This window comes from Piscinibacter sp. (assembly GCF_047600445.1).
Classification (GTDB): Bacteria; Pseudomonadota; Gammaproteobacteria; order Burkholderiales; family Burkholderiaceae_C; genus Piscinibacter.
The window spans coordinates 2887673-2908587 of record NZ_JASGKT010000002.1; the positions used below are offsets into that span (position 1 = coordinate 2887673).

Consider the following 20915-nt stretch of genomic DNA (forward strand, 5'->3'; position numbering starts at 1 on the left):
TCAATTACTCCACCGCGCATCGCATGAATCCACGCCGATCCAGCGACCGCCGCGGAACCGGCTCTGCCGGGCCGCTGGCGGTGCCCCCTGGGGGGAGGCGCCGAAGGCGCTTCCGGGGGGATTCCATCTATGCCACGCGGCAGACTTTCAGCATGTTGGTGCCGCCCGGGTAGCCCATCGGCTCGCCGCAGGTGATCGCGTAGGTGTCGCCCGGGCGCAGCACGCCGCGCTCGACCAGCAGCTTCTCGGCCGCCGCGAGCGCCTGGTCGCGGTCGGTGTGCGAGGGCATCAGCAGCGGGCGCACGTTGCGGTACAGCGTCATCTTGCGCTGCGACACGAGCTGCGTGGTCAGGCCGAAGATCGGCACCTTGACGTTGTGCCGGCTCATCCACAGCGCGGTCGAACCCGATTCGGTCAGCGCCAGGATGGCCTTGCAGCCGAGGTGGTGCGCCGTGAACAGCGCGCCCATCGCGATCGACTGGTCGATGCGGCCGAACTTCTTGTTGGTGAAGTCGGTCTCGATGGTCACGTCCTCGGCGGCCTCGGCCTCGAGCGCGATCGCGGCCATCTGCGTGATCGTCTCCACCGGGTACTTGCCGGCGGCCGTCTCGGCGCTGAGCATCACCGCGTCGGTGCCGTCGAGCACCGCGTTGGCCACGTCGCTGACCTCGGCGCGCGTGGGCACCGGGTTGACGATCATCGACTCCATCATCTGCGTCGCGGTGATGACCACCTTGTCCATCTCGCGCGCCATGCGGATCATGCGCTTCTGCAGCGCCGGCACCGCGGCGTTGCCGACCTCCACCGCGAGGTCGCCGCGCGCGACCATGATGCCGTCGCTCGCCTTGAGGATCTGGTCGAGCACGGGCACCGCCTCGCTGCGCTCGATCTTGGCGATCATCGCCGGCTTGTGGCGCCACGGCTCGCCGGCCACGTTGGCGAGCTGGCGCGCCATCTCCATGTCGGTGGCGTTCTTCGGGAAGCTCACCGCCAGGTACTCGCACTGGAACGACATCGCGGTGCGGATGTCCTCCATGTCCTTGGCGGTCAGCGCCGGCGCGGTCAGCCCGCCGCCGGCCTTGTTGATGCCCTTGTTGTTCGACAGCTCGCCGCCGACCACCACGGTGGTCAGCACCTCCTCGCCGCGCACCGCCTCGACCGCGAGCCGGATCAGCCCGTCGTTGAGCAGCAGCGTGTCACCGGGCTTCACGTCGCGCGGCAGGTCCTTGTAGTCGAGGCCGACGCGCTCGTGGTTGCCCAAAGCGCTGGTGGCCGCGTCGAGCACGAAGCGCTGGCCGGGCTGCAGCAGCGTCGAGCCGCCGTCGAACTTGCCGACGCGGATCTTCGGGCCCTGCAGGTCGGCCATGATCGCGACCTCCTTGCCGGCGCGTGCCGCCACCTCGCGCACCAGCGCGGCGCGCTCGATGTGGTCCTGCGCCTTGCCGTGCGAGAAGTTCAGCCGCACCACGTCGACCCCGGCGCGCATCATGCGCTCCAGCACCTCGGGCGAACTGGACGCGGGGCCGAGCGTGGCGACGATCTTGGTGGCGCGGGGCATGGGGTCTCTCGTGAACGGGTCGTGGACGGGATGGCGGGGATTACTGCGCGCGCTTGGCCAGGATCTCGAAGGCGGGCAGCGTCTTGCCCTCCAGCACCTCGAGGAAGGCGCCGCCGCCGGTGGAGATGTAGCCCACCTGCTTGTCGATGCCGTACTTGGCGATGGCGGCCAGCGTGTCGCCGCCGCCGGCGATGCTGAAGGCCTGGCTCGCGGCGATGGCGCGCGCGATGGTCTCGGTGCCCTTGGCGAAGGCGTCGAACTCGAACACGCCGACCGGGCCGTTCCAGACGATGGTGCCGGCGGCTGCCAGCATGCCGGCGAGCTGCGCGGCGGTCTGCGGGCCGATGTCGAGGATCAGGTCGTCGGCGGCCACGTCGGCGACGGCCTTCACGGTCGCCTTCGCGTCGGCCTTGAATTCCTTGGCCGTGACCACGTCGACCGGGATCGGCACCGCGGCGCCGCGCGCCTTCATCGCCTCGATCACCGCCTTGGCGTCGCCCACCAGGTCCTTCTCGGCCAGGCTGTTGCCGATCGGCAGGCCGGCGGCGAGCATGAAGGTGTTGGCGATGCCGCCGCCGACGATGAGCTGGTCGACGTTCTTCGCCAGCGATTGCAGGATGGTCAGCTTGGTGCTGACCTTGGAGCCGGCGACGATGGCCACCAGCGGGCGCTTCGGGTTGGCCAGCGCCTTGGAGATGGCGTCGATCTCGGCGGCCAGCAGCGGGCCGGCGCAGGCGACCTTGGCGAACTGCGCGATGCCGTAGGTGGAGGCCTCGGCGCGGTGCGCGGTGCCGAAGGCGTCGTGCACGAAGATGTCGCACAGCGCGGCCATCTTGCGCGCCAGTTCCTCGTTGTTCTTCTTCTCGCCCTTGTTGAGCCGGCAGTTCTCCAGCATCACCACCTGGCCGGGCGCCACCTGCACTCCATCGACCCAATTGGATACCAGCGGAACCTCGCGGCCGAGCAGCTCGCCCAGGCGGGCGGCCACCGGCGCGAGCGAATCCTCCGGCTTGAACTCGCCTTCGGTCGGCCGGCCGAGATGCGAGGTGAGCATCACCGCCGCGCCGGCCTTCAGGGCCATCTCCACGCAGGGCACGCTGGCGCGGATGCGGGTGTCCTCGGTGATGTTGCCGGCATCGTCCTGCGGCACGTTGAGGTCGGCACGGATGAAGACACGCTGGCCGGACACCTTGCCGGCGGCGACCAGGTCGCTGAAACGGAGCACGTTCATGATGAAACTCGATGGTTGACGACAAGAAAACCCGGTGGCGGCGCGCTCACCATCCCCACCACCACCGCAGCGGCAGGAACACGGCCAGGCCGGCGAGCAGCGGACCGAGCACGCCGGGCCGCCAGACGTAGTACAGCGTGGCGGCCAGCGCGGCGGGCAGCCGGGCGTCCTGCCAGGTGGCGATCAGCGCGCCGTGCGTCATGATCACCTCCGGCACCACGACGGCGGCCAGCGCCGCCAGCGGCGCCACCTTCAGGCCGCGCTGCAGCCATTGCGGGATCTTGACCTCGCGCTCGGGAAAAAGGAAGAAGCCGCGCGTGACCACCGTCACCAGCGCGAGGCCGAGGATGGTGATCGCGCCCCAGGCGTTGTCGACGTGCGTCATGCGCCGCCCCTGAGCCTGCGGCCGGCGCGCTCGGCGTGTTCCATCATCAGCCCGGCGGCCACCGCCGCGGCGATCGCGACCACGATGTTGAGCTTGAGCGGCAGCGCGTAGGCCGCCACCGCCGCCGTGCCGGCCACGAAGGCGGCCGTCCAGGTGCTGCGGTCGTGCATCAGGCCGAAGGTCAGGCCCAGCATCGCCAGCGTGCCGGCGAAACCCAGGCCCCATTCGGTCGGGATCGCTTCGGACAGGAAGATGCCCAGCAGCGAGGGCAGTTGCCAGCACAGCCAGATCGTCGCGGCGCCGCCGACGATGTAGCGCACCTGCCCCGGCTCGCGCCGGCCGCTGGGCCAGGCGCGCTGGAAGGCGATCAGGTTCAGGTCGGCCAGCGGGTAGCCGAGCGCCACGCGCCGCGCGCGCGGCAGGTGGCCGAGAAAGGGGCGCCACTGCGCGCTGAAGATCACGAAGCGCAGGTTGACGCACAAGGCCGCCGCCCAGATCACCCACATCGGCGCGCCGCTGGCCAGCAGCGGCAGCGAGGCGAGCTGCGCGCTGCCGGCGTAGACGGTCAGCGACATCAGCACCGCCAGCGGCAGCGACAGGCCGCTCTTGGCCATCGCGACGCCGGTGACGAGGCCCCAGGCCGCGATGCCGGGCGCGAAGTCGAGCATGTCGCGCGAGCCGCGGCGGAAATGGGGGTCGTGGGCCAGTTCGCGCAGCGAGGTCATCCCCGCATTGTCGCCGCTCGCGGGCGCGCGCTCAGGACTCGCGCTTCGGCTTGTCCTTGGCCCCGGCCCTGGCCGGCGTGCTCTCGTCGTCGGCCGGCGTTTGCTCGACGCCGCGCGGCGCGGGCGCGGCGGCGCTGAGCTGCGGCGCCACCTCGTCGATCTTGTTCTCGCGCATGTAGTCGTTCATCTCGCGCCAGCCGGCGAACACGGCGGCGCGCTCGGCCTTGCGGTTCAGCGCGTAGCAGTCCTCGATCGCGCGGCCGGCATGGCGGCAGGCGCCGCCGATGGCCTTGCCGTCGGCCTCGCGGTTGGCGGCGAGTTTCTCGGGCGAGTCGATGCCCAGCATGTCGCAGCCGGCGAGGAGCGTGAGCAGCAGCGGGACGATGAGCTTTTTCATGGCGGTCTGAGCGCCTTATCGGCGCGCCCGCCGCCGACTTGAGCGCGAGCCGCCCGGCTCAGGCCGGGCCGCCCATCGCCCGCAGCCGCTGCACCCGCTCCTCGGTCGACGGGTGCGTCGAGAACAGGCCGCGCAAGCCCCCGCCGGACAGCGGGTTCATGATCATCATCTGCGCCGTCTCGGGGTGGCGCTCGGCCGGCGCCAGCGGCGTGCCGCGCGCATAGGCCTGGATCTTCTCCAGCGCCGAGGCGAGCGCGTGCGGATCGCCGGAGATCTCGGCGCCGCCGCGGTCGGCCTCGAACTCGCGGGCGCGGCTGATCGCCATCTGGATCAGGCTGGCCGCCAGCGGCGCCAGCAGCATCACCAGCATGCCGACGATCGGGTTGGCCGGGCGGCCCTCGCTGTCGCGCCCGCCGAAAACCATCGCGAAGTTGGCCAGCATCGAGATCGCGCCGGCCATCGTCGCGCTGACGGTGCTGATCAGGATGTCGCGGTGCCTGACGTGCGCCAGCTCGTGCGCCATCACGCCGCGCAGTTCGCGCTCGCTGAGCACGCGCAGGATGCCGGTGGTGGCCGCCACCGCGGCGTGCTGCGGGTTGCGGCCGGTGGCGAAGGCGTTCGGCGCGGCTTCGTCGATCAGGTACACACGCGGCATCGGCAACTGGGCGCGCTCGGCCAGCTCGCGCACCATGCCGTAGAACTGCGGCGCGCTGGCCTCGTCGACCTCGCGCGCGTTGTACATCTTCAGCACCATCTTGTCGGAGAACCAGTAGCTGAAGAAATTCATCGCCACGGCGACACCCAGCGCCATCAACATGCCGCTGCGCCCGCCCATCATCGCGCCGATGGCCATGAACAGCGCGGTGATGGCCGCCATCAGGATGGCCGTCTTCATCAGGTTGAACATGGTCTTGGATGCTCCGTGGGGTTGGGGACGTTGGGGGGCCTGGGCTCAGCCGTAGATGCGGCCCGCGGCGACGAGTTCAACCGGTCCTGGCGGCCTTCATTCCGGTTTGGGCTCGAAGCACGCGCCGGGCGCGATGGGGTGGCCGGCGAGGAAGGCGGCGGCGGCCAGCCGCTTGCCGCCGGCGCGCTGCAACTCGGTCAGGCGCAGCGCGCCGCTGCCGCAGGCCACCACGATGCCCGCCTCGCCGGCGGCCAGCACCTCGCCGGGGCGGCCCGCGCCCTCGCAGGGCAGGGCGCGCCACAGCTTGAGCGTCTCGCCACCCAGCACGGCGCTCGCGCCGGGAAAGGGGTCGAAGGCGCGCAGGCGGCGCTCGATGACCTCGGCCGGCAGCCGCCAGTCGATCGCCGCTTCGGACTTGTCGATCTTGTGCGCGTAGCTCACGCCCTCGGCCGGCTGCTGCACCGGCTTCAGGCCGCCGCGGGCCGCGAGCGCCAGCGCCTCGACGATCAGCCGCCCGCCCAGCGCGGCCAGCCGGTCGTGCAGCGCGGCGGTGCTGTCGCCCGCGCGAATCGGTTCGCGCTCGGCCAGCAGCATGTCGCCGGTGTCCAGCCCGGCGTCCATCTGCATGATGGTGATGCCGGTTTGCGCGTCGCCGGCCTCGATGGCGCGGTGGATGGGCGCCGCGCCGCGCCAGCGCGGCAGCAGCGAGGCGTGGATGTTCAGGCAGCCCAAGCGCGGCAAAGTCAGCACCCACTGCGGCAGGATCAGGCCGTAGGCCGCCACCACCATCACGTCGGGGCGCGCCGCTTCGAGCGCCGCGCGCGCCGCCGCGGCGTCGTCGGGGTACTTGCCGTCGAGCTTCAGGCCGCGCGGCTGCGCCACCGCGATGCCGCGCGCCTGCGCGAAGGCCTTCACCGGCGAGGCGTGCAGCTTCATGCCCCGGCCGGCCGGGCGGTCGGGCTGGGTCAGCACCAGCGGGATGTCGAGGCCGGCGGCGTGCAGCCGCGCCAGCGCGACGGCGGCGAACTCCGGCGTGCCGGCAAAGGCCACGCGCAGGGTCTTCAGGCGCGCACCTCGTCGCGCGACTTCTTCAGCATCTTGGTCTTGATGCGTTCGCGCTTGAGCGGGCTGAGGTATTCGACGAACACCTTGCCCATCAGGTGGTCCATCTCGTGCTGCACGCACACCGCCAGCAGGCCCTCGGCGTCGAACTCGTGCGGCTGGCCGTCGCGGCCGAGCGCGCGCACGCGCACGCGCGCATGGCGCTCGACCTTGTCGTAGATCGCCGGCACCGACAGGCAGCCTTCGTCGCCGACGTGCATCTCCTCGCTGCGCCAGGTCAGCTCGGGGTTGATCAGCACGCGCGGCCGGTTGCGCTCTTCCGAGGTGTCGATGACGATCACGCGCTCGTGCACGTCGACCTGCGTCGCCGCCAGGCCGACGCCCTCGGCGTCGTACATGGTCTCGAGCATGTCGTCGACCAGCCGGCGGATGCGCTCGTCCACCTGCACCACCGGCTTGGCGACGGTGTGCAGGCGCGGATCGGGGTAGCGGAGGATGTTCAGTCGAGCCATTTGTATCCAGTCGATTCTGCCGCAGGTCTTTGTGGAGCGCGCACAACGAGGCGGTCCGTGACAGGCCTCACGCTGCGCGCCGCAGCGGCCCGGTTTCGTTGCGATATCAAGGGTTTAGAGGCAGAATCTTCGAAACCATATGAGCATTTTCGCCGAAGGTGGCCCGCTCGCGGAACGCCTCGGCAAGCAACCCTAGCGCGCGCTGGACATGCCCACGCGCACCGGAGAACCGCCCCCATGATGCGTCGCCAGCCCATCGCCTCCCCTGTCCGCCGGGCCGCAGCGCTCGGCACGACAGCCCTCGGTGCCCTGCTGTTCGCCGCGTCGGCCTCGGCGGTGAACTACCCGGTGACGCCGCAGCAGCGCAGCACCGCGCAGCAGGTGGCGCAAGCCGGCGTGCCGCTGTCGGAGCTGGCGCCCAACGCGCCCGACTCCTACACCATCAAGCGCGGCGACACGCTGTGGGGCATCTCCAGCCTGTTCCTGAAGTCGCCGTGGCGCTGGCCGGAGCTGTGGGGCATGAACCTCGACCAGATCCGCAACCCGCACCTGATCTACCCCGGCCAGGTTCTCTACCTCGACAAGAGCGGCGGCCGCGCCCGCCTGCGCGTCGGCCAGGCGCTCGGGCCGGACGGCACGGTCAAGCTCTCGCCGCGCATGCGCTCCACCGGCATCGGCGACGGCGCGATCCCGTCGATCCCGTTCCACCTCATCGAGCCCTTCCTGAACGAAGCGGTGATCTTCCCGGCCAACGAGCTGGAGACGGCGCCGCGCATCGTCGGCGCGCAGGAAGGCCGCGTCGTGCTCGGCAAGGGCGAACTCGCCTACGTGCGCGGCGAGATCCCGGCGCAGCGCGAATACCGCATCTTCCGCGAGCCCAAGCCGCTGCGCGACCCGATCACCAAGGAAGTGCTGGGCTACGAGGCCACCTACGTCGGCGCGGCCGAATACGTGCGCCCCGGCGAGATGCGCAACGGCGCCGACGGCAAGCCCGAGATCGTGCCGGCCACCTTCTCGATCACCTCCGCCCGGCTGGAAGCCGGCGTGGGCGACCGGCTCGCGCCGGCGCCGGCGCGCGAGTACAGCAACTACGCGCCGCACGCGCCGCAGGGCGAGCTGTCGGGCCACATCGTCTCGATCTACGGCGAGGGGCTGACGGCGGGCCAGAACCAGATCGTCGCGCTCAACAAGGGTTCGGCCGACGGCGTCGAGCGCGGACACGTGCTGGCGCTGTGGAGCGCCGGCGAGCGCGTGATCGACAAGACCGACGCGGCGCGCCCGACCATCAAGCTGCCCGACGAGCGCCACGGCACGCTGTTCGTGTTCCGCGTCTTCGACCGCATGTCGTACGCGCTGATCCTGCGCGTGCAGCAGCCCGTCAAGGCCGGCGACCGCTTCACCCAGCCCTGACGCGGGTCGCGGCATCGACGCCGACGAGCTGGCCGCCTGGCTGCGGCTGATCGAAACCCCCGGCGTCGGCCGCGCCACGGCGCGCCGGCTGCTCGCGGCGCACGGCTCGCCGCAGGCCGCCGCGCGGCGCGCCTCGCCCGAAGCGCCCGAACACCTCGCCGCGCTGGTCGACACGACGCAGGCCTGGCTGGCCCGCGACGCGGCGCACCACGTCGTCGCGCTCGGTGACGCGGACTATCCGCGCGCCCTGCTCGAAAGCCCCGACCCGCCGCTGCTGCTGTACGCCGCCGGCCGGCTCGAGCTGCTGAACGCGCCCGCGCTGGCCATCGTCGGCAGCCGCCACGCCAGCGCGCAGGGGCGCGAGAACGCGCGCGCCTTCGCGGCGCACCTGGGCGCGGGCGGCCTGGCCATCGTCTCCGGCCTCGCGCTGGGCATAGACGCCGCAGCGCACGAGGGCGCGCTGGGCACGCGCGGCGGCACGATCGCGGTGGTCGGCACCGGGCTCGACCAGGTCTATCCGCGCCGCCACGCCGCGCTGGCCGGGCGCATCGCCGCCGAGGGCCTGATCGTCGGCGAGTTCGCGCTCGGCACGCCGCCGCTGCCCGAGAACTTCCCGCGGCGCAACCGCATCATCGCCGCGCTGGCGCGCGGCACGCTGGTGGTCGAGGCGACGCTGCAATCGGGCTCGCTGATCACCGCGCGGCTGGCGGCCGATGCCGGCCGCGAGGTGTTCGCGATTCCCGGCTCGATCCACGCGCCGCAGTCCAAGGGCTGCCACGCGCTGCTCAAGCAGGGCGCCAAGCTGGTCGAGACGGCGCAGGACGTGCTGGAGGAGCTCGGCACGCCCGCGCCGGCCGAGGCCGCACCGGTCGAAGCGCCCATCGAAGCGCCCGACAAGCCCGACCCGCTGCTCGACGCGATGGGCCACGACCCGATCGGCCTGGACGAGCTGATCGCGCGCACCGGCACCGGCGCCGCCGAGCTGTCGGCCCGGCTGCTCGAACTGGAGCTGGCCGGGCGCGTCGAGCGCCTGCCCGGACAGCGCTTCCAGCGCATCGCCCGCGCCTGACCCTGGGGTATAGTGGGTCCACCATGTTCGACGTGCTCGTGTACCTGTACGAAAACTACTGGCGGCCCGATGCGTGTCCCGACCACGAGCAGCTCGCGCGCAAGCTCAGCTCGGTGGGCTTCGAATCGGACGAGATCCAGGAGGCGCTGCGCTGGCTCGACGGCCTGGCCGACGCCTCGCAGGCCTACGTCGGCACGCAGCGCGCCGAGGCGCTGCGCGTCTACACGCCGCAGGAGCAGGAGCACCTGGGCGAGGAGTCGATCGGCTTCATCAGCTTCCTCGAATCGGCCGGCGTGCTGCCGCCGCCGATGCGCGAGATGGTGATCGACCGCGCCAGCGCGATCAGCGGCGGCCCGCTCGACCTGGAAGACCTGAAGATCATCGTGCTGATGGTCTTCTGGAGCCTGGGCGAAGAGCCCGACGCGCTGATCCTCGACGAACTGTTCGTCGCGCCCGAGGAACGCCTGATCCACTGAGCTGCGCCTCGCGCGCCGCCCTTCGACAGGCTCAGGCCGAACGGTTTCGCGTCAAGCAGTCGCCGCGGAACCGGCTCCGCAGGCGCTACGGGGGATCGTCAATTCAACAGGCGGCTCGGGTCGACGTCGAGCTTGGCCAGCGCGTTGCGCGTGGCCTTGACGGTCAGCGACTCCTCCTGCGCCGGCACCAGCAGGCCGGCCTGCAGGAAGGCCGCCAGCCGGTGCTGCTGGAACAGGATGCCGCGCCCCTGCGGCGAGACGAACAGCGTGAGCTGCTTGCGCAGCCCCTGCCAGGCGAGCTGCACCTGCTCGTTGCGGCCGCGGTAGTCGAGCATGTACCAACTGCCCACCTGCAGCTCGCGCGCCCAGGCCACCATCGCCGGCGTCGGCATCGAGCCGCCCTCGCCCACCACCTCCAGCTCGGAGCTTTCGTGGCCCGACAGGTCGAGCACCATCGACTCGTCGATCTCGACGTCGGCCGCCTCGGGCAGCAGTTCCTCGAGCGTCTCCAGGCGGCCCATCAGCTCCTCTAGCCGCTCGTGCGGGATCACCGCCGCCTTGGCGGTGAAGGCCGCGGCCAGCGAGTTGTTGAGCTTGTGGATGTGCTCGTCCTGCTTGTCGGGCGGCACGCCGGCGTGCTCCATGCCCTCGCGCAGCGTCTTGAGCAGCGGCGGCAGGCGGCGCAGCACCTCGGCGCGCTCCTCGCGCGACACCTTGGCGCTGGCCGACCAGATCAGGTCGGCGGCGGCGCGCTTCATCGCCTTGGCGTGCTCGCTCTGCGCGCCGCCCGACTTGACGGCGGTCATCGCCATCACGTCGGCCCAGACCTGGAACAGGAACTCGCGCACGCCCTCCTGCACCGGCACCTCGTTGAGCATCTTGCGCAGCTCGATGGTGTACTGGATCGCCATCGTCTCGCGCTGCTCGACCTGCTGCGCCAGCGACACGCCCTTGCGCGAGGCCTCGTTGGCGTTCTTGAAGTAGTGCTCGAGGAACTTCTCGAACTCGGTCAGCACGGTCTGGAAGACGCGCCGACCGGTGTCGGGGTAGGCCTCGACCACCTGCACGACGCGCTTGATCTCCTTCTCGAGCAGCTCGGCGACGGCGCGCCCGGTGGCGTCGAAGCCCATCACGCAGGCGCCCATGCGGTCGATCAGCTTGCGCGCCGGGTGGTCGACCGTCGCGAAGAAGTCGGGCTCGCTCACCGCCACGCGCAGCACCGGCATCTGCAGCCGCGCGAACCAGACGCGCACCGCGGCGGGAATGCGCTCCTCGGTGAGGATGCTCTGGAACAGCAGCGCGACGATCTCGATGGTGGCGCGCTCCACCGGCGTCGCCGCGGCCTGCTTGAGCGCCTGCTTGCGCTGGTGCAGTTCCTCGAGCATCGCCGGCGTGCTGACGACCACGCCGGCGCCGGTGCGCGCGCCCGAGGCGGGCGCGAGGCGGCGCGCGATGCCCTGCTGCGCATCGGAGATCGCGGCGCGCAGCGCCGGCGATGCGGGTGCCGGCGCCGCGGCCTGCTGCGTGGCGACGAACTCCGGCAACTGCCGGCCGATCAGCTTGTTCAGGCGCACCAGCACCGCCTCGGCGTGGTCCATGCCGCGCGCCAGCGGGCCGACGCGCGTCATCATGCGCGTCTCCTCGCCGACGCCCATGCGGCCGTGCCCGGAGGTGGTCGGGCCGCCCGACAGCGTGTGCACGCCCGAGGCCAGCGAGCCCACCCAGGCCGAGTTGGCCGAGCGCCGGATGTAGGGCCGCAGGTCGACCTCGGGCATCACGCGGCGCTGCACCAGCCAGGTGTTGATCTCGTGGAAGCCCTCCTCGACGAAGTGCGCGAACTCCTCGTGCAGCACCGTCTGCAGCAGCCGCCACGACTCCAGCGTCAGGCCGGCGGCGCGCCACGAGGCGGTGGCGATGCGCGCCAGCACGTGCGGGCGCAGCGCGTCGTTGGGGTCGAGCTCCTCGCGGCGCTCGAGCTGGTTGACGCGCGAGCGCAGGTCGCTGAACTCCCAGGAGGCGCGGTCCATCATCGCCAGCGCCAGGCGCGAGCTGAGGATCTCGTGCTCGATGGTGTCGTCGTCGACCAGGCTCAGGCCGGCGCCGCGCGTCGAGGCCTGCGGCAGGTCACCCGGCTTGGACACCGACACCATGCCGCTGTTCAGGCCGCTGCGCAGCATCGACGCCATGCCCTGCTGCCAGAGCGCGGCGCACTTCTGCAGGTCGAGCACGAGGTCGCGCCGCTTCATCGCCAGCGCCGGCTCGCAGGCCTGGCCGGCGAGGTTGCGCGCGCCGCGCTCGACCGCCTGCACCAGCGCCGGCAGGCCGCGCAGCGCGCCTTCGACGTAGGCGCGCCGGGCCTGCTGGGCCAGCGCGGACGAGGTCGAAGGCGAGGTCGCCATACGGTTGCTTGCGGCTCGGTCGGGTGCGTGGGTGACAAAAGTCTCGGAAGGACTCTACACCACGGCCCCGGCGTTGGGGTCGTCCGGATCGGTCTCTTTCGGCCCTTGTCGCACCAAGTCCTCACGCTTGACGCCCAGCCACATCGCGATCGCCGCGGCGACGAACACCGACGAGTAGATGCCGAACAGGATGCCGATCATCAGCGCCAGCGCGAAGTAGTGCAGCGTCGCGCCGCCGAAGACGTACATCGACACCACCATCATCAGCGTGCTGCCGTGGGTGATGATGGTGCGGCTGATGGTGCTGGTGATGGCATGGTCGATGACCTCGCGCGAATTCATCTTGCGGTACTTGCGGAAGGCCTCGCGCACGCGGTCGAAGATCACCACCGACTCGTTGACCGAGTAGCCCAGCACCGCCAGCACCGCCGCCAGCACCGCGAGCGAGAACTCCCACTGGAAGAAGGCGAAGAAGCCGACGATGATGACCACGTCGTGCAGGTTGGCGACGATGCCGGCCACCGAGAACTTCCACTCGAAGCGCACCGCGAGGTACAGCATGATGCCGGCCACGGTGGCCAGCAGCGCGTAGGCGCCGTCGCGCGCCAGCTCGGAGCCGACCGACGGGCCGACGAACTCGCTGCGCTTGAGCTTGACCGGCTCGGCGCCGCCGACGCCGGCGCACACCACCTTGCTGACCGCCTCGCCCTTGTCGGTGGTGGACTGCACGGTGCCGGCCTTGGCGCCCTCGGCGACGCACAGCGCGTCGAAGACGCGGCCGACCACCTCGCTTTGCTTGACGTCGCCGCGCACTGGCAGGCGGATCAGCACGTCGCGCGAGGTGCCGAAGTTCTGCACCTGCACCTCGCCGAACTGCAGCTTGTCGACCGCCTCGCGCACCTTCTCCAGCGGCGCGGCCTGCGGGTACTCGACCTCGATGACGGTGCCGCCGGTGAACTCGATCGACAGGTGCAGCCCGCGCGTGGCGATGAAGAACACCGCGGCCAGGAAGGTGATGATGGAGATCACGTTCAGCACCAGCGCGTGGCGCATGAACGGGATGTCGCGGCGGATGCGGAAGAATTCCATGCTCGTGCCTCCTCAGGCCTTGGCCGCCGGTTCGCCGCCGACTTCGGGCGCGGGCTTCCACACCTGGCCGATCGACACGCTCTTGAGCTTCTTCTGGCGGCCGTACCAGAGGTTGACCAGGCCGCGCGAGAACATCACCGCCGAGAACATCGAGGTCAGGATGCCCAGGCAGTGCACGATCGCGAAGCCGCGCACCGGGCCGGAGCCGAAGGCCAGCAGCGCCAGGCCGGCGATCAGCGTGGTGACGTTGGAGTCGAGGATGGTCGCCCAGGCGCGCTCGTAGCCGGCGCTGATCGCCGTCTGCGGCGAGGCGCCGCCGCGCAGCTCCTCGCGCACACGCTCGTTGATCAGCACGTTGGCGTCGATCGCCATGCCCAGCGCCAGCGCGATGGCGGCGATGCCGGGCAGCGTCAGCGTCGCCTGCAGCATCGACAGCAGCGCGATCAGCAGCAGCACGTTGAAGGCCAGCGCCAGCGTCGAGAACACGCCGAACAGCATGTAGTAGACGCACATGAACAGGCCGATCGCCGCGAAGCCGTACAACACGCTGTTGAAGCCCTTGGCGATGTTCTCGGCGCCCAGGCTGGGGCCGATGGTGCGCTCCTCGATGATCTCCATCGGCGCGGCCAGCGAGCCCGAGCGCAGCAGCAGCGCGGTGTCGTTGGCCTCCACCGTGGTCATGCGCCCGGAGATCTGCACGCGCCCGCCGCCGATCTCGCTGCGGATCACCGGCGCGGTGACGACCTCGCCCTTGCCCTTCTCGAACAGCAGGATGGCCATGCGCTTGCCGACGTTCTCGCGCGTGATGTCGCGGAAGATGCGCGCGCCCTTGGCGTCCAGCGTCAGGTTGACGGTGGGCTCCTGGGTCTGGCTGTCGAAGCCGGCCTGCGCGTCGACGAGGTTCTCGCCGGTCAGGATGACCTGGCGCTTGAGGATCAGCGGCGAGCCGCCGCGCTCGACGTAGCGCTCGGTGCCGAAGGGCACCGGGCCGCTGCCGGCCGCCGCGGCGGCGGCCTCGGCGCTGTCCTCGACCATGCGCACCTCCAGCGTCGCGGTGCGGCCGATGATGTCCTTGGCCTTGGCGGTGTCCTGCACGCCCGGGAGCTGCACGACGACGCGGTCGGCGCCCTGCTGCTGGATCACCGGCTCGGCCACGCCCAGCTCGTTGACGCGGTTGTGCAGCGTGGTGATGTTCTGCTTGACCGCGGTCTCCTGCGCCTTGCGCATCGCCTCGGGCTTGAGCACGCCGGCGAGCTTGAAGTCGCTGCCGTCGGGCGCGTCGCTCCAGGTGAGGTCGGGCAGTTGGTCGGCCAGCAGCGCGCGCGCCGCGGCCAGCGTCTCGCGGTCGCGGAAGCGGATGTCGACGTTGTTGCCGTCGCGCGCGATGCCGGCGTGGCGCAGGTTCTTGTCGCGCAGCAGCGTGCGGATGTCGCCGGTCAGCGCCTCGGCGCGCTTGGTCAGCGCCGCCTTCATGTCCACCTGCATCAGGAAGTGCACGCCGCCGCGCAGGTCGAGGCCGAGGTACATCGGCAGCGCGTGCAGCGCGGTGAGCCAGTACGGCGAACGCGACAGCAGGTTCAGCGCGACGATGTAGCTCGGATCGGCGGGCTCGGTGTTGAGCGCCCGGTCGATCGCGTCCTTGGCCTTGAGCTGCGTGTCGGTGGTCTGGAAGCGCGCGCGCACCGAGCTGCCGTCGAGCTGCACGAAGTCGGCCTCGATGCCGGCGGCCTGGATGGCCTGCTGCACGCGCGGCACCAGCGCGGCGTCGACCTTCAGCGTCGCCTTGGCGCTGCTGACCTGCACGGCCGGCGCCTCGCCGAAGAAGTTCGGCAGCGTGTAGATCGTCCCGACGACCAGCGCGACCAGCAGGATCGCGTACTTCCACAGGGGATAGCGGTTCATGGCGGCTTCCTTGCCGGCCTCGCGCACGCCGCCCGCGCGGCGCGGGTGCCGGCGCGCGGCGCGGCGGCCGGGTTACTTGAAGGTGCCCTTGGGCAGCACCTGCACGATGGCCGTGCGCTGCACCTGGAGCTCGACGCCGCTGGCGACCTCGACGTGCACGATGCTGTCGCCGAGCTTGGCGACGCGGCCGATCAGGCCGCCGCCGACGACCACCTCGTCGCCCTTGGCGAGCGCGTCGATCATCGCCTTGTGCTCCTTCTGCCGCTTCATCTGCGGGCGGATCATCACGAAGTAGAGCACCACGAACATCAGCAGCAGCGGCAGCATGCTGCCCAGGCTGCCCATGAACGACTCGGGCGCGGCGGCCGGCGCGGGGGCCTGCGCGAAGGCTTGGGAAATGAACACGGGTGAGTCCTCGGGTGGAGGCCCCCGCAACACCGGGGGCAAAACCCGAAGATTGTACGGGCCCGCCCCTCAGTTGCCTTGCAAAGCCCGGGCCACCTCGTTGCTGCCCTGCTCGCTGCCGCTGCCGGGCACGGTTTCGCCGTCGCGGTCCGAGATCTGGTCGAAGCGCGCCGCCACCTGCTCGGCGGCGTCCGGCCCGGTGCCGACGTGCACGCCGCGTGTCAGCGTGACGTGGGCGCGCTCGAAGGTGCCGGCGCCGGCGCACAGGATGGCGCGCGTCGGCGCGTCCCGCGAGACCAGGTGCAGCAGCCCCGGCGTCACCGCCTCCGGCGCCAGCCTGGCCAGCACCGCCGGCGGCAGCAGCCCCTCGGTCATGCGCGTGGCCGCGGTGGGCGCCAGGCAGTTGACGCGGATGCCGTCCTTCTCGCCTTCCAGCGCCAGCGTCTGCATCAGGCCGACCAGCGCCATCTTGGCCGCGCCGTAGTTGCTCTGGCCGAAGTTGCCGTACAGGCCCGACGACGAGGTCGTCATCACGATGCGGCCGTACTTCTGCGCGCGCATCACCGGCCACACCGCGTGCGTGCAGTTGACCGCGCCCATCAGGTGCACGTCGAGCACGAGGCGGAAGTCGGCCAGGTCCATCTTGGCGAAGGTCTTGTCGCGCAGGATGCCGGCGTTGTTGACCAGGATGTCGATGCGGCCCCAGCGCTGCACCGTTTCGGCCACCATCGCGGCCACGCCCTGCGCGTCGGTGACCGACGCGGCGTTGACCACCGCGGTGCCGCCGCCGGCCTCGATCTCGCGCACCACCGCCTCGGCGGCCGTCAGCGTCTGGCCCTCGGCCGCGCGGCCGAAGTCGTTGACCACCACCTTGGCGCCGCGCGCCGCCAGCGCCAGCGCGTGCTGCCGGCCCAGGCCACCGCCCGCGCCGGTGACGATGGCCACCTGGCCGTCGAATCGAATGCTCACACGGATCCTTTCTCTCGGGGATTCACTCGGGGCGCATTTTGCACAGTCCGCCTGCCGGCGCGGGCCGACTCGATGACGAAGCGGCGCCTTCGCGTTTCCCCGGGGGGGCATTTGCTTGATCCAGCTTAATATCCGTACTTTCTTATATACAGATTCGTCAACCTTCCCCCTGGAGCCCTCGTGGAATCCGATCCTCGCCACGCCGGCCGGCTGCAACGCGCACCGGAAGGCTTCATCGACAAGACCGGCGTCGGCAAGGTCTTCGCCGAGGCCCGCCAGGGCCGGCGCGACTTCATCCGCAGCGCCTTCGCCGCCGCGGCGGCCGGCGCGGCGGCGCCGCTGGCCATGGCGCAGTCCAACCCGGTGCCGGCCTCCGGCGGCGACCCGAACATCCTCGAACTGCCCGAGCACAGCAAGGGCCTGGGCCAGCCGGTGGCCACCGACGGCTACGGCAAGCCGTCGAAGTACGAGGCCAACGTGCAGCGCCGCCCCAGCCCGGGCCTGACGCAGACCGCGCAGGCCTCGGTGTCGTTCGCGCCGCTGCAGTCGCTGTTCGGCATCGTCACGCCGGCCGGGCTGCACTTCGAGCGCCACCACCAGGGCTGGTGGGACATCGACCCGTCCAGGCACCGCCTGATGCTCAACGGCTCCGACCCCTCGCTGATGAAGAAGAACCTCGTCCTGACGATGGACGAGATCATGCGGCTGCCCTCGGTGTCGCGCTTCCACTTCATCGAGTGCGGCGCCAACACCGGCATGGAGTGGGGCAACGTCGCCGTGCCGACGGTGCAGTACACACACGGCATGATCTCGTGCAGCGAGTTCACCGGCGTGCCGCTGCGCGTGCTGTTCGACATGGCCGGCGTCGACTACAAGCGCGCCCGCTACGTGCTCGGCGAGGGCGCCGACGGCTCCTCGATGACGCGCACCCTGCCGATGGAACTGGTGGAGTCGGGCGAGGTGCTGGTGGCCTACGGCCAGAACGGCGAGATGCTGCGCCCCGAGAACGGCTACCCGCTGCGCCTGGTGGTGCCGGGCGTGCAGGGCGTGAGCTGGGTGAAGTACCTGCGTCGCATCGAGGTGGGCGACAAGCCCTACGGCGCGAAGGACGAGGCGATCCACTACGTCGACCTGATGCCCGACGGCCGGCACCGCCAGTACACCAGCACGCAGGAGGTCAAGAGCGTGGTCACCACGCCCTCGGGCGGGCAGGTGCTGCTCGACCGCGGCTTCTACAACGTCTCGGGGCTGGCCTGGTCGGGACGCGGCAAGATCACGCGGGTCGACGTGTCGGTCGACGGCGGGCGCAACTGGCGCGCGGCGCGCCTCGAAGGGCCGGTGCTGCCCAAGTGCCTGACGCGCTTCAACATCGACTGGGTGTGGGACGGCCGGCCCGCCATCGTGCAGAGCCGCGCCACCGACGAGAGCGGCCACGTGCAGCCTACCTACCGCCAGAACCGCGCGGTGCGCGGCACGCGCTCAATCTACCACAACAACTCGATCCAGTCGTGGCTGGTGCAGGAAAGCGGGGAGGTGAAGAATGTCCAGCTCTCATGACCGCCCCCCAGTCGCTTCGCTCCTGCCCCCGAGGGGCGCCGTCCGGCTTGGGGCGGCCCGGCGCCGGACCCACCTCTTCGTCGCGGCATGGCTCTTCGCCACCACGGTCGGCGCGCAACAGGCCAGCTTCCCCGGCATCGGCCGCGAGGCCACGCCCAAGGAAGTCGCGGCCTGGGACATCGACGTGCGCCCCGACTTCAAGGGCCTGCCGCGCGGCAAGGGCTCGGTGAGCGAGGGGCAGGCCATCTGGGAAACCAAGTGCGAGTCGTGCCACGGCGTGTTCGGCGAATCGAACTCGACCTTCTCGCCGCTGGTCGGCGGCACGACGGCCGAGGACGTGAAGAGCGGCCGCGTCGCGCGCCTGACCGACCCCGCCTACCCCGGCCGCACCACGCTGATGAAGGTGCCGACGCTCTCGACGCTGTGGGACTACATCCACCGCGCGATGCCGTGGACGGCGCCGAAGTCGCTCTCGCCCGACGAGGTCTACGCCGTCACCGCCTTCCTGCTCAACCTCGGCGGCATCGTGCCCGACGACTTCGTGCTCAGCGACGCGACCATGGCCGAGGCCCAGGCGCGGCTGCCGAACCGCAACGGCATGAGCGCCGACCATGCGATGTGGCCCGGCGGCAAGCCGCGCAAGCCCGACGTGCAGGGCTCGAACTGCATGAAGAACTGCGGCGTCGAGGCCAAGGTGGCCTCGTTCCTGCCCGACTTCGCGCGCAACGCGCACGGCAACCTCGCCGAGCAGAACCGCATCGTCGGCGCGCAGCACGGCGCGGACACCACGCGCCCGCCCGGCGCCGCGCCGGCCGCGCCTGCGGCGGCGCCAGCCGCCAAGCCCGAGGCACCGGCGGTGCAGGGCCTGCTGGCCAAGCACGCCTGCACGGCCTGCCATGCGGTCGAGAGCAAGCTGATCGGCCCGAGCTTCCGCGAGGTGGCGGCCAAGTACGCCGGCCGGGCCGACGCGGCGGCCTACCTCGCCGGCAAGATCCGCGCCGGCGGCAGCGGCGTGTGGGGCGCGATACCCATGCCGCCGCAAAGCCTCGCCGAAGCCGACGCACAATCCATCGCCCGATGGCTGGCCGAAGGCGCGGGGAAGTAGCGGGGCCTCCGCAGATCCTCCAATAGCGCCATGCCGCAACGATTCCTAAGATCCGTCGAACCCACAGGAGAACACATGCAAACCCGTCGAGACATGCTGGCGCGTTCCGCGTCCGTCGCCGCCGCGCTGGCCGGCCTGGGCCTGCTGCCGCAGGCGGCGCGGGCCGAATGGTCGCAGCCGGCCTTCGAGGCCAAGACCATGGCCGAGCTGACGAAGGCGCTGGGCACCAGCGCCCCCGCCGAGAGCAAGGACGTCACCATCACCGGCCCCGACATCGCCGAGAACGGCGCCGTGGTGCCGGTGGGCGCGGCCACCACGCTGCCGGGCGTCAAGCGCCTGCTGCTGCTGGTCGAGAAGAACCCCAACATGCTGGCGGCGGTGTTCGACGTCACCGACGCCGTCGAGCCCAACATCTCCACGCGCGTGAAGATGGGCCAGTCGTCCAACGTGTTCGCGGTGGCGATCACCGGCGACAACAAGGTGCTGTACGCCGTCAAGGAAATCAAGGTCACCCTGGGTGGCTGCGGTGGGTGAGGCCGGACGTGAAGACGTGCCCGCGCACGTCTTCGCGCCTGCCGAACGACCGCGGGCTTGCAAGCCCGCGGGCTGGACAAACGAATAGGAGATAGACACATGGCAGACCCGATGCGCATCCGCGCCCAGGCCCAAGGCGACAAGACCACCGTGCGCGTGCTGATGAGCCACGAGATGGAAACCGGCCAGCGCAAGGACGCGGCCGGCAAGACGATCCCCGCCTGGTTCATCCAGGAAGTCACCGCCACGCACAACGGCAAGCCGGTGATGACGGCGCAGTGGGGCCCGTCGGTGGCGAAGAACCCGTTCCTGCAGTTCACGATCAAGGGCGCCAAGGCCGGCGACAAGATCGTCGTGAGCTGGAAGGACAACCGGGGCGACACCCGCACCGACGAAGCCACCGTCAGCTAAAAGGCCCCCACCCATGCGACGCCTGCTCCTTGCCACCGCCCTGGCGGCCGCCGCGACGGCCGCCCTCGCGCAGAAAAGCGCCGCCGACGGCATCGCCGAATACCGCGCGATGCTCGCCGACGGCAACCCGGCCGATCTCTTCGAGGCGAAGGGCGAGGCGCTGTGGAAGCAGAAGCGCGGCCCGAAGAACGCCTCGCTCGAACAGTGCGACCTCGGCAAGGGCCCGGGCGTCGTCAAGGGCGTGTTCGTCGAGCTGCCGCGCTACTTCGCCGACACCGGCAAGGTGCAGGACCTGGAGACCCGCCTGGCCACCTGCATGGAGACGCTGCAGGGCTTCAGCGCCGCCGAGATCGCCAAGACGCCGTTCGGCCGCGGCGAGCAGGTCAACCTCACCGCGCTGGCCACCTGGGTCGCGGCCGAGTCGCGCGGCATGCGCTTCGCGCTGCCGCAGGGCCACGCCGCCGAGAAGACCGCCTACGAGATCGGCAAGCGCGTGTTCTTCTACCGCGCCGGGCCGATGGACTTCTCGTGCGCTTCCTGCCACGGCGAGGACGGCAAGCGCATCCGCCTGCAGGAGCTGCCCAACCTGACCAAGAACCCCGGCGACGGCATCGGCTTCGCGGCGTGGCCGGCCTACCGCGTCAGCAACGGCCAGATGTGGAGCATGCAGCTGCGCCTGAACGACTGCTACCGCCAGCAGCGCTTCCCCTACCCGGGCTTCGGCAGCGAGCCCACCATCGCGCTCGGCGTCTTCATGGGCGTGAACGCCCGCGGCGCAGAGTCGATCGCCCCGTCCATCAAGCGCTGAGACG

21 protein-coding genes are annotated in these 20915 nt (G+C 71.0%); 8 read left to right on the forward strand and 13 right to left on the reverse strand.

What is annotated here, in order from left to right:
- Positions 1-127: 127 nt before the first annotated feature.
- The 8 genes from pyk to def form a co-directional block, all read right to left on the reverse strand.
- Entirely contained in the window at positions 128-1558 is a 1431-nt protein-coding gene (gene pyk, locus QM792_RS17680; RefSeq protein WP_415151412.1) for a pyruvate kinase, read from the reverse strand.
- Between the two features lie 40 nt (positions 1559-1598).
- The gene (locus QM792_RS17685; RefSeq protein WP_415151413.1) at positions 1599-2789 is read right to left on the reverse strand and encodes a phosphoglycerate kinase; all 1191 of its coding nucleotides are present in this window, start codon (positions 2787-2789) and stop codon (positions 1599-1601) included.
- A 46-nt stretch (positions 2790-2835) separates the two neighbouring features.
- The gene (locus QM792_RS17690; RefSeq protein WP_415151414.1) at positions 2836-3174 is read right to left on the reverse strand and encodes an AzlD domain-containing protein; all 339 of its coding nucleotides are present in this window, start codon (positions 3172-3174) and stop codon (positions 2836-2838) included.
- On the reverse strand, positions 3171-3899 hold the full coding sequence (locus QM792_RS17695; protein WP_415151415.1) for an AzlC family ABC transporter permease: 729 nt from the start codon (positions 3897-3899) through the stop codon (positions 3171-3173). Before QM792_RS17695 ends, QM792_RS17690 begins: the two co-directional genes overlap by 4 nt.
- Positions 3900-3930: 31 nt before the next feature.
- Positions 3931-4296: a hypothetical protein gene (locus QM792_RS17700; protein WP_415151416.1), complete on the reverse strand. Its 366-nt coding sequence runs from the start codon at positions 4294-4296 to the stop codon at positions 3931-3933.
- 58 nt (positions 4297-4354) lie between these two features.
- Positions 4355-5203: a zinc metalloprotease HtpX gene (gene htpX / locus QM792_RS17705; RefSeq protein ID WP_415151417.1), complete on the reverse strand. Its 849-nt coding sequence runs from the start codon at positions 5201-5203 to the stop codon at positions 4355-4357.
- 96 nt (positions 5204-5299) lie between these two features.
- Entirely contained in the window at positions 5300-6259 is a 960-nt protein-coding gene (fmt, locus tag QM792_RS17710; protein WP_415151660.1) for a methionyl-tRNA formyltransferase, read from the reverse strand.
- Between the two features lie 5 nt (positions 6260-6264).
- Positions 6265-6777, reverse strand: a complete 513-nt coding sequence (def, locus tag QM792_RS17715) for a peptide deformylase (RefSeq protein WP_415151418.1) — start codon at positions 6775-6777, stop codon at positions 6265-6267.
- Positions 6778-7014: 237 nt separating this feature from the next.
- Here def and QM792_RS17720 point away from each other — a divergent pair, with 237 nt between their 5' ends.
- From QM792_RS17720 to QM792_RS17730, 3 genes are read left to right on the forward strand one after another with little or no spacing between them, the layout of a single operon-like run.
- Complete coding sequence (locus QM792_RS17720; protein ID WP_415151419.1) at positions 7015-8187, forward strand: LysM peptidoglycan-binding domain-containing protein; 1173 nt, start codon at positions 7015-7017, stop codon at positions 8185-8187.
- Between the two features lie 13 nt (positions 8188-8200).
- On the forward strand, positions 8201-9256 hold the full coding sequence (dprA, locus tag QM792_RS17725; RefSeq protein ID WP_415151661.1) for a DNA-processing protein DprA: 1056 nt from the start codon (positions 8201-8203) through the stop codon (positions 9254-9256).
- 23 nt (positions 9257-9279) lie between these two features.
- On the forward strand, positions 9280-9732 hold the full coding sequence (locus QM792_RS17730; RefSeq protein ID WP_415151420.1) for a DUF494 family protein: 453 nt from the start codon (positions 9280-9282) through the stop codon (positions 9730-9732).
- Positions 9733-9830: 98 nt separating this feature from the next.
- On the opposite strand, the gene QM792_RS17735 is transcribed toward QM792_RS17730, so the two are convergent.
- The 5 genes from QM792_RS17735 to QM792_RS17755 all read right to left on the reverse strand — a co-directional run bounded on the left by QM792_RS17735 (position 9831) and on the right by QM792_RS17755 (position 16496).
- The gene (locus QM792_RS17735; RefSeq protein ID WP_415151421.1) at positions 9831-12131 is read right to left on the reverse strand and encodes a DUF1631 family protein; all 2301 of its coding nucleotides are present in this window, start codon (positions 12129-12131) and stop codon (positions 9831-9833) included.
- 54 nt (positions 12132-12185) lie between these two features.
- A complete protein-coding gene (gene secF, locus QM792_RS17740; protein WP_415151422.1) occupies positions 12186-13220 on the reverse strand; it encodes a protein translocase subunit SecF in 1035 nt (344 codons plus the stop codon).
- Positions 13221-13232: 12 nt separating this feature from the next.
- The gene (gene secD, locus QM792_RS17745) at positions 13233-15122 is read right to left on the reverse strand and encodes a protein translocase subunit SecD (RefSeq protein WP_415151423.1); all 1890 of its coding nucleotides are present in this window, start codon (positions 15120-15122) and stop codon (positions 13233-13235) included.
- Between the two features lie 72 nt (positions 15123-15194).
- Positions 15195-15527 carry a preprotein translocase subunit YajC gene (gene yajC / locus QM792_RS17750; protein ID WP_415151424.1) on the reverse strand — a complete coding sequence of 111 codons (333 nt, stop codon included), beginning with the start codon at positions 15525-15527 and terminating at the stop codon, positions 15195-15197.
- Between the two features lie 69 nt (positions 15528-15596).
- Positions 15597-16496 carry an SDR family NAD(P)-dependent oxidoreductase gene (locus QM792_RS17755; RefSeq protein WP_415151425.1) on the reverse strand — a complete coding sequence of 300 codons (900 nt, stop codon included), beginning with the start codon at positions 16494-16496 and terminating at the stop codon, positions 15597-15599.
- Positions 16497-16676: 180 nt separating this feature from the next.
- Here QM792_RS17755 and soxC point away from each other — a divergent pair, with 180 nt between their 5' ends.
- From soxC to soxA, 5 genes are all read left to right on the forward strand, one after another.
- Positions 16677-18053, forward strand: a complete 1377-nt coding sequence (gene soxC, locus QM792_RS17760) for a sulfite dehydrogenase (protein WP_415151426.1) — start codon at positions 16677-16679, stop codon at positions 18051-18053.
- Complete coding sequence (locus QM792_RS17765) at positions 18037-19158, forward strand: c-type cytochrome (protein ID WP_415151427.1); 1122 nt, start codon at positions 18037-18039, stop codon at positions 19156-19158. The genes soxC and QM792_RS17765 overlap by 17 nt, the downstream gene beginning before the upstream one ends.
- Positions 19159-19233: 75 nt before the next feature.
- Positions 19234-19692 (forward strand): thiosulfate oxidation carrier protein SoxY, encoded by a 459-nt coding sequence (gene soxY / locus QM792_RS17770; protein WP_415151428.1) that lies wholly within the window; start codon positions 19234-19236, stop codon positions 19690-19692.
- 99 nt (positions 19693-19791) lie between these two features.
- Positions 19792-20103 carry a thiosulfate oxidation carrier complex protein SoxZ gene (gene soxZ, locus QM792_RS17775; protein WP_415151429.1) on the forward strand — a complete coding sequence of 104 codons (312 nt, stop codon included), beginning with the start codon at positions 19792-19794 and terminating at the stop codon, positions 20101-20103.
- Positions 20104-20116: 13 nt separating this feature from the next.
- The gene (gene soxA / locus QM792_RS17780; protein WP_415151430.1) at positions 20117-20911 is read left to right on the forward strand and encodes a sulfur oxidation c-type cytochrome SoxA; all 795 of its coding nucleotides are present in this window, start codon (positions 20117-20119) and stop codon (positions 20909-20911) included.
- Positions 20912-20915: the final 4 nt, after the last annotated feature.

Excerpts from the sequence above, each read along its gene's own strand:
- QM792_RS17700 (WP_415151416.1), bottom strand. The coding sequence starts at position 4,296 with ATGAAAAAGCTCATCGTCCCGCTGCTGCTCACGCTCCTCGCCGGCTGC.
- def (WP_415151418.1), bottom strand. The coding sequence starts at position 6,777 with ATGGCTCGACTGAACATCCTCCGCTACCCCGATCCGCGCCTGCACACC.
- soxY (WP_415151428.1), top strand. The coding sequence starts at position 19,234 with ATGCAAACCCGTCGAGACATGCTGGCGCGTTCCGCGTCCGTCGCCGCC.
- QM792_RS17685 (WP_415151413.1), bottom strand. The coding sequence starts at position 2,789 with ATGAACGTGCTCCGTTTCAGCGACCTGGTCGCCGCCGGCAAGGTGTCC.
- QM792_RS17695 (WP_415151415.1), bottom strand. The coding sequence starts at position 3,899 with ATGACCTCGCTGCGCGAACTGGCCCACGACCCCCATTTCCGCCGCGGC.
- htpX (WP_415151417.1), bottom strand. The coding sequence starts at position 5,203 with ATGTTCAACCTGATGAAGACGGCCATCCTGATGGCGGCCATCACCGCG.
- secF (WP_415151422.1), bottom strand. The coding sequence starts at position 13,220 with ATGGAATTCTTCCGCATCCGCCGCGACATCCCGTTCATGCGCCACGCG.
- QM792_RS17720 (WP_415151419.1), top strand. The coding sequence starts at position 7,015 with ATGATGCGTCGCCAGCCCATCGCCTCCCCTGTCCGCCGGGCCGCAGCG.
- soxZ (WP_415151429.1), top strand. The coding sequence starts at position 19,792 with ATGGCAGACCCGATGCGCATCCGCGCCCAGGCCCAAGGCGACAAGACC.
- pyk (WP_415151412.1), bottom strand. The coding sequence starts at position 1,558 with ATGCCCCGCGCCACCAAGATCGTCGCCACGCTCGGCCCCGCGTCCAGT.
- QM792_RS17730 (WP_415151420.1), top strand. The coding sequence starts at position 9,280 with ATGTTCGACGTGCTCGTGTACCTGTACGAAAACTACTGGCGGCCCGAT.
- QM792_RS17765 (WP_415151427.1), top strand. The coding sequence starts at position 18,037 with ATGTCCAGCTCTCATGACCGCCCCCCAGTCGCTTCGCTCCTGCCCCCG.
- QM792_RS17690 (WP_415151414.1), bottom strand. The coding sequence starts at position 3,174 with ATGACGCACGTCGACAACGCCTGGGGCGCGATCACCATCCTCGGCCTC.
- secD (WP_415151423.1), bottom strand. The coding sequence starts at position 15,122 with ATGAACCGCTATCCCCTGTGGAAGTACGCGATCCTGCTGGTCGCGCTG.
- QM792_RS17735 (WP_415151421.1), bottom strand. The coding sequence starts at position 12,131 with ATGGCGACCTCGCCTTCGACCTCGTCCGCGCTGGCCCAGCAGGCCCGG.
- soxA (WP_415151430.1), top strand. The coding sequence starts at position 20,117 with ATGCGACGCCTGCTCCTTGCCACCGCCCTGGCGGCCGCCGCGACGGCC.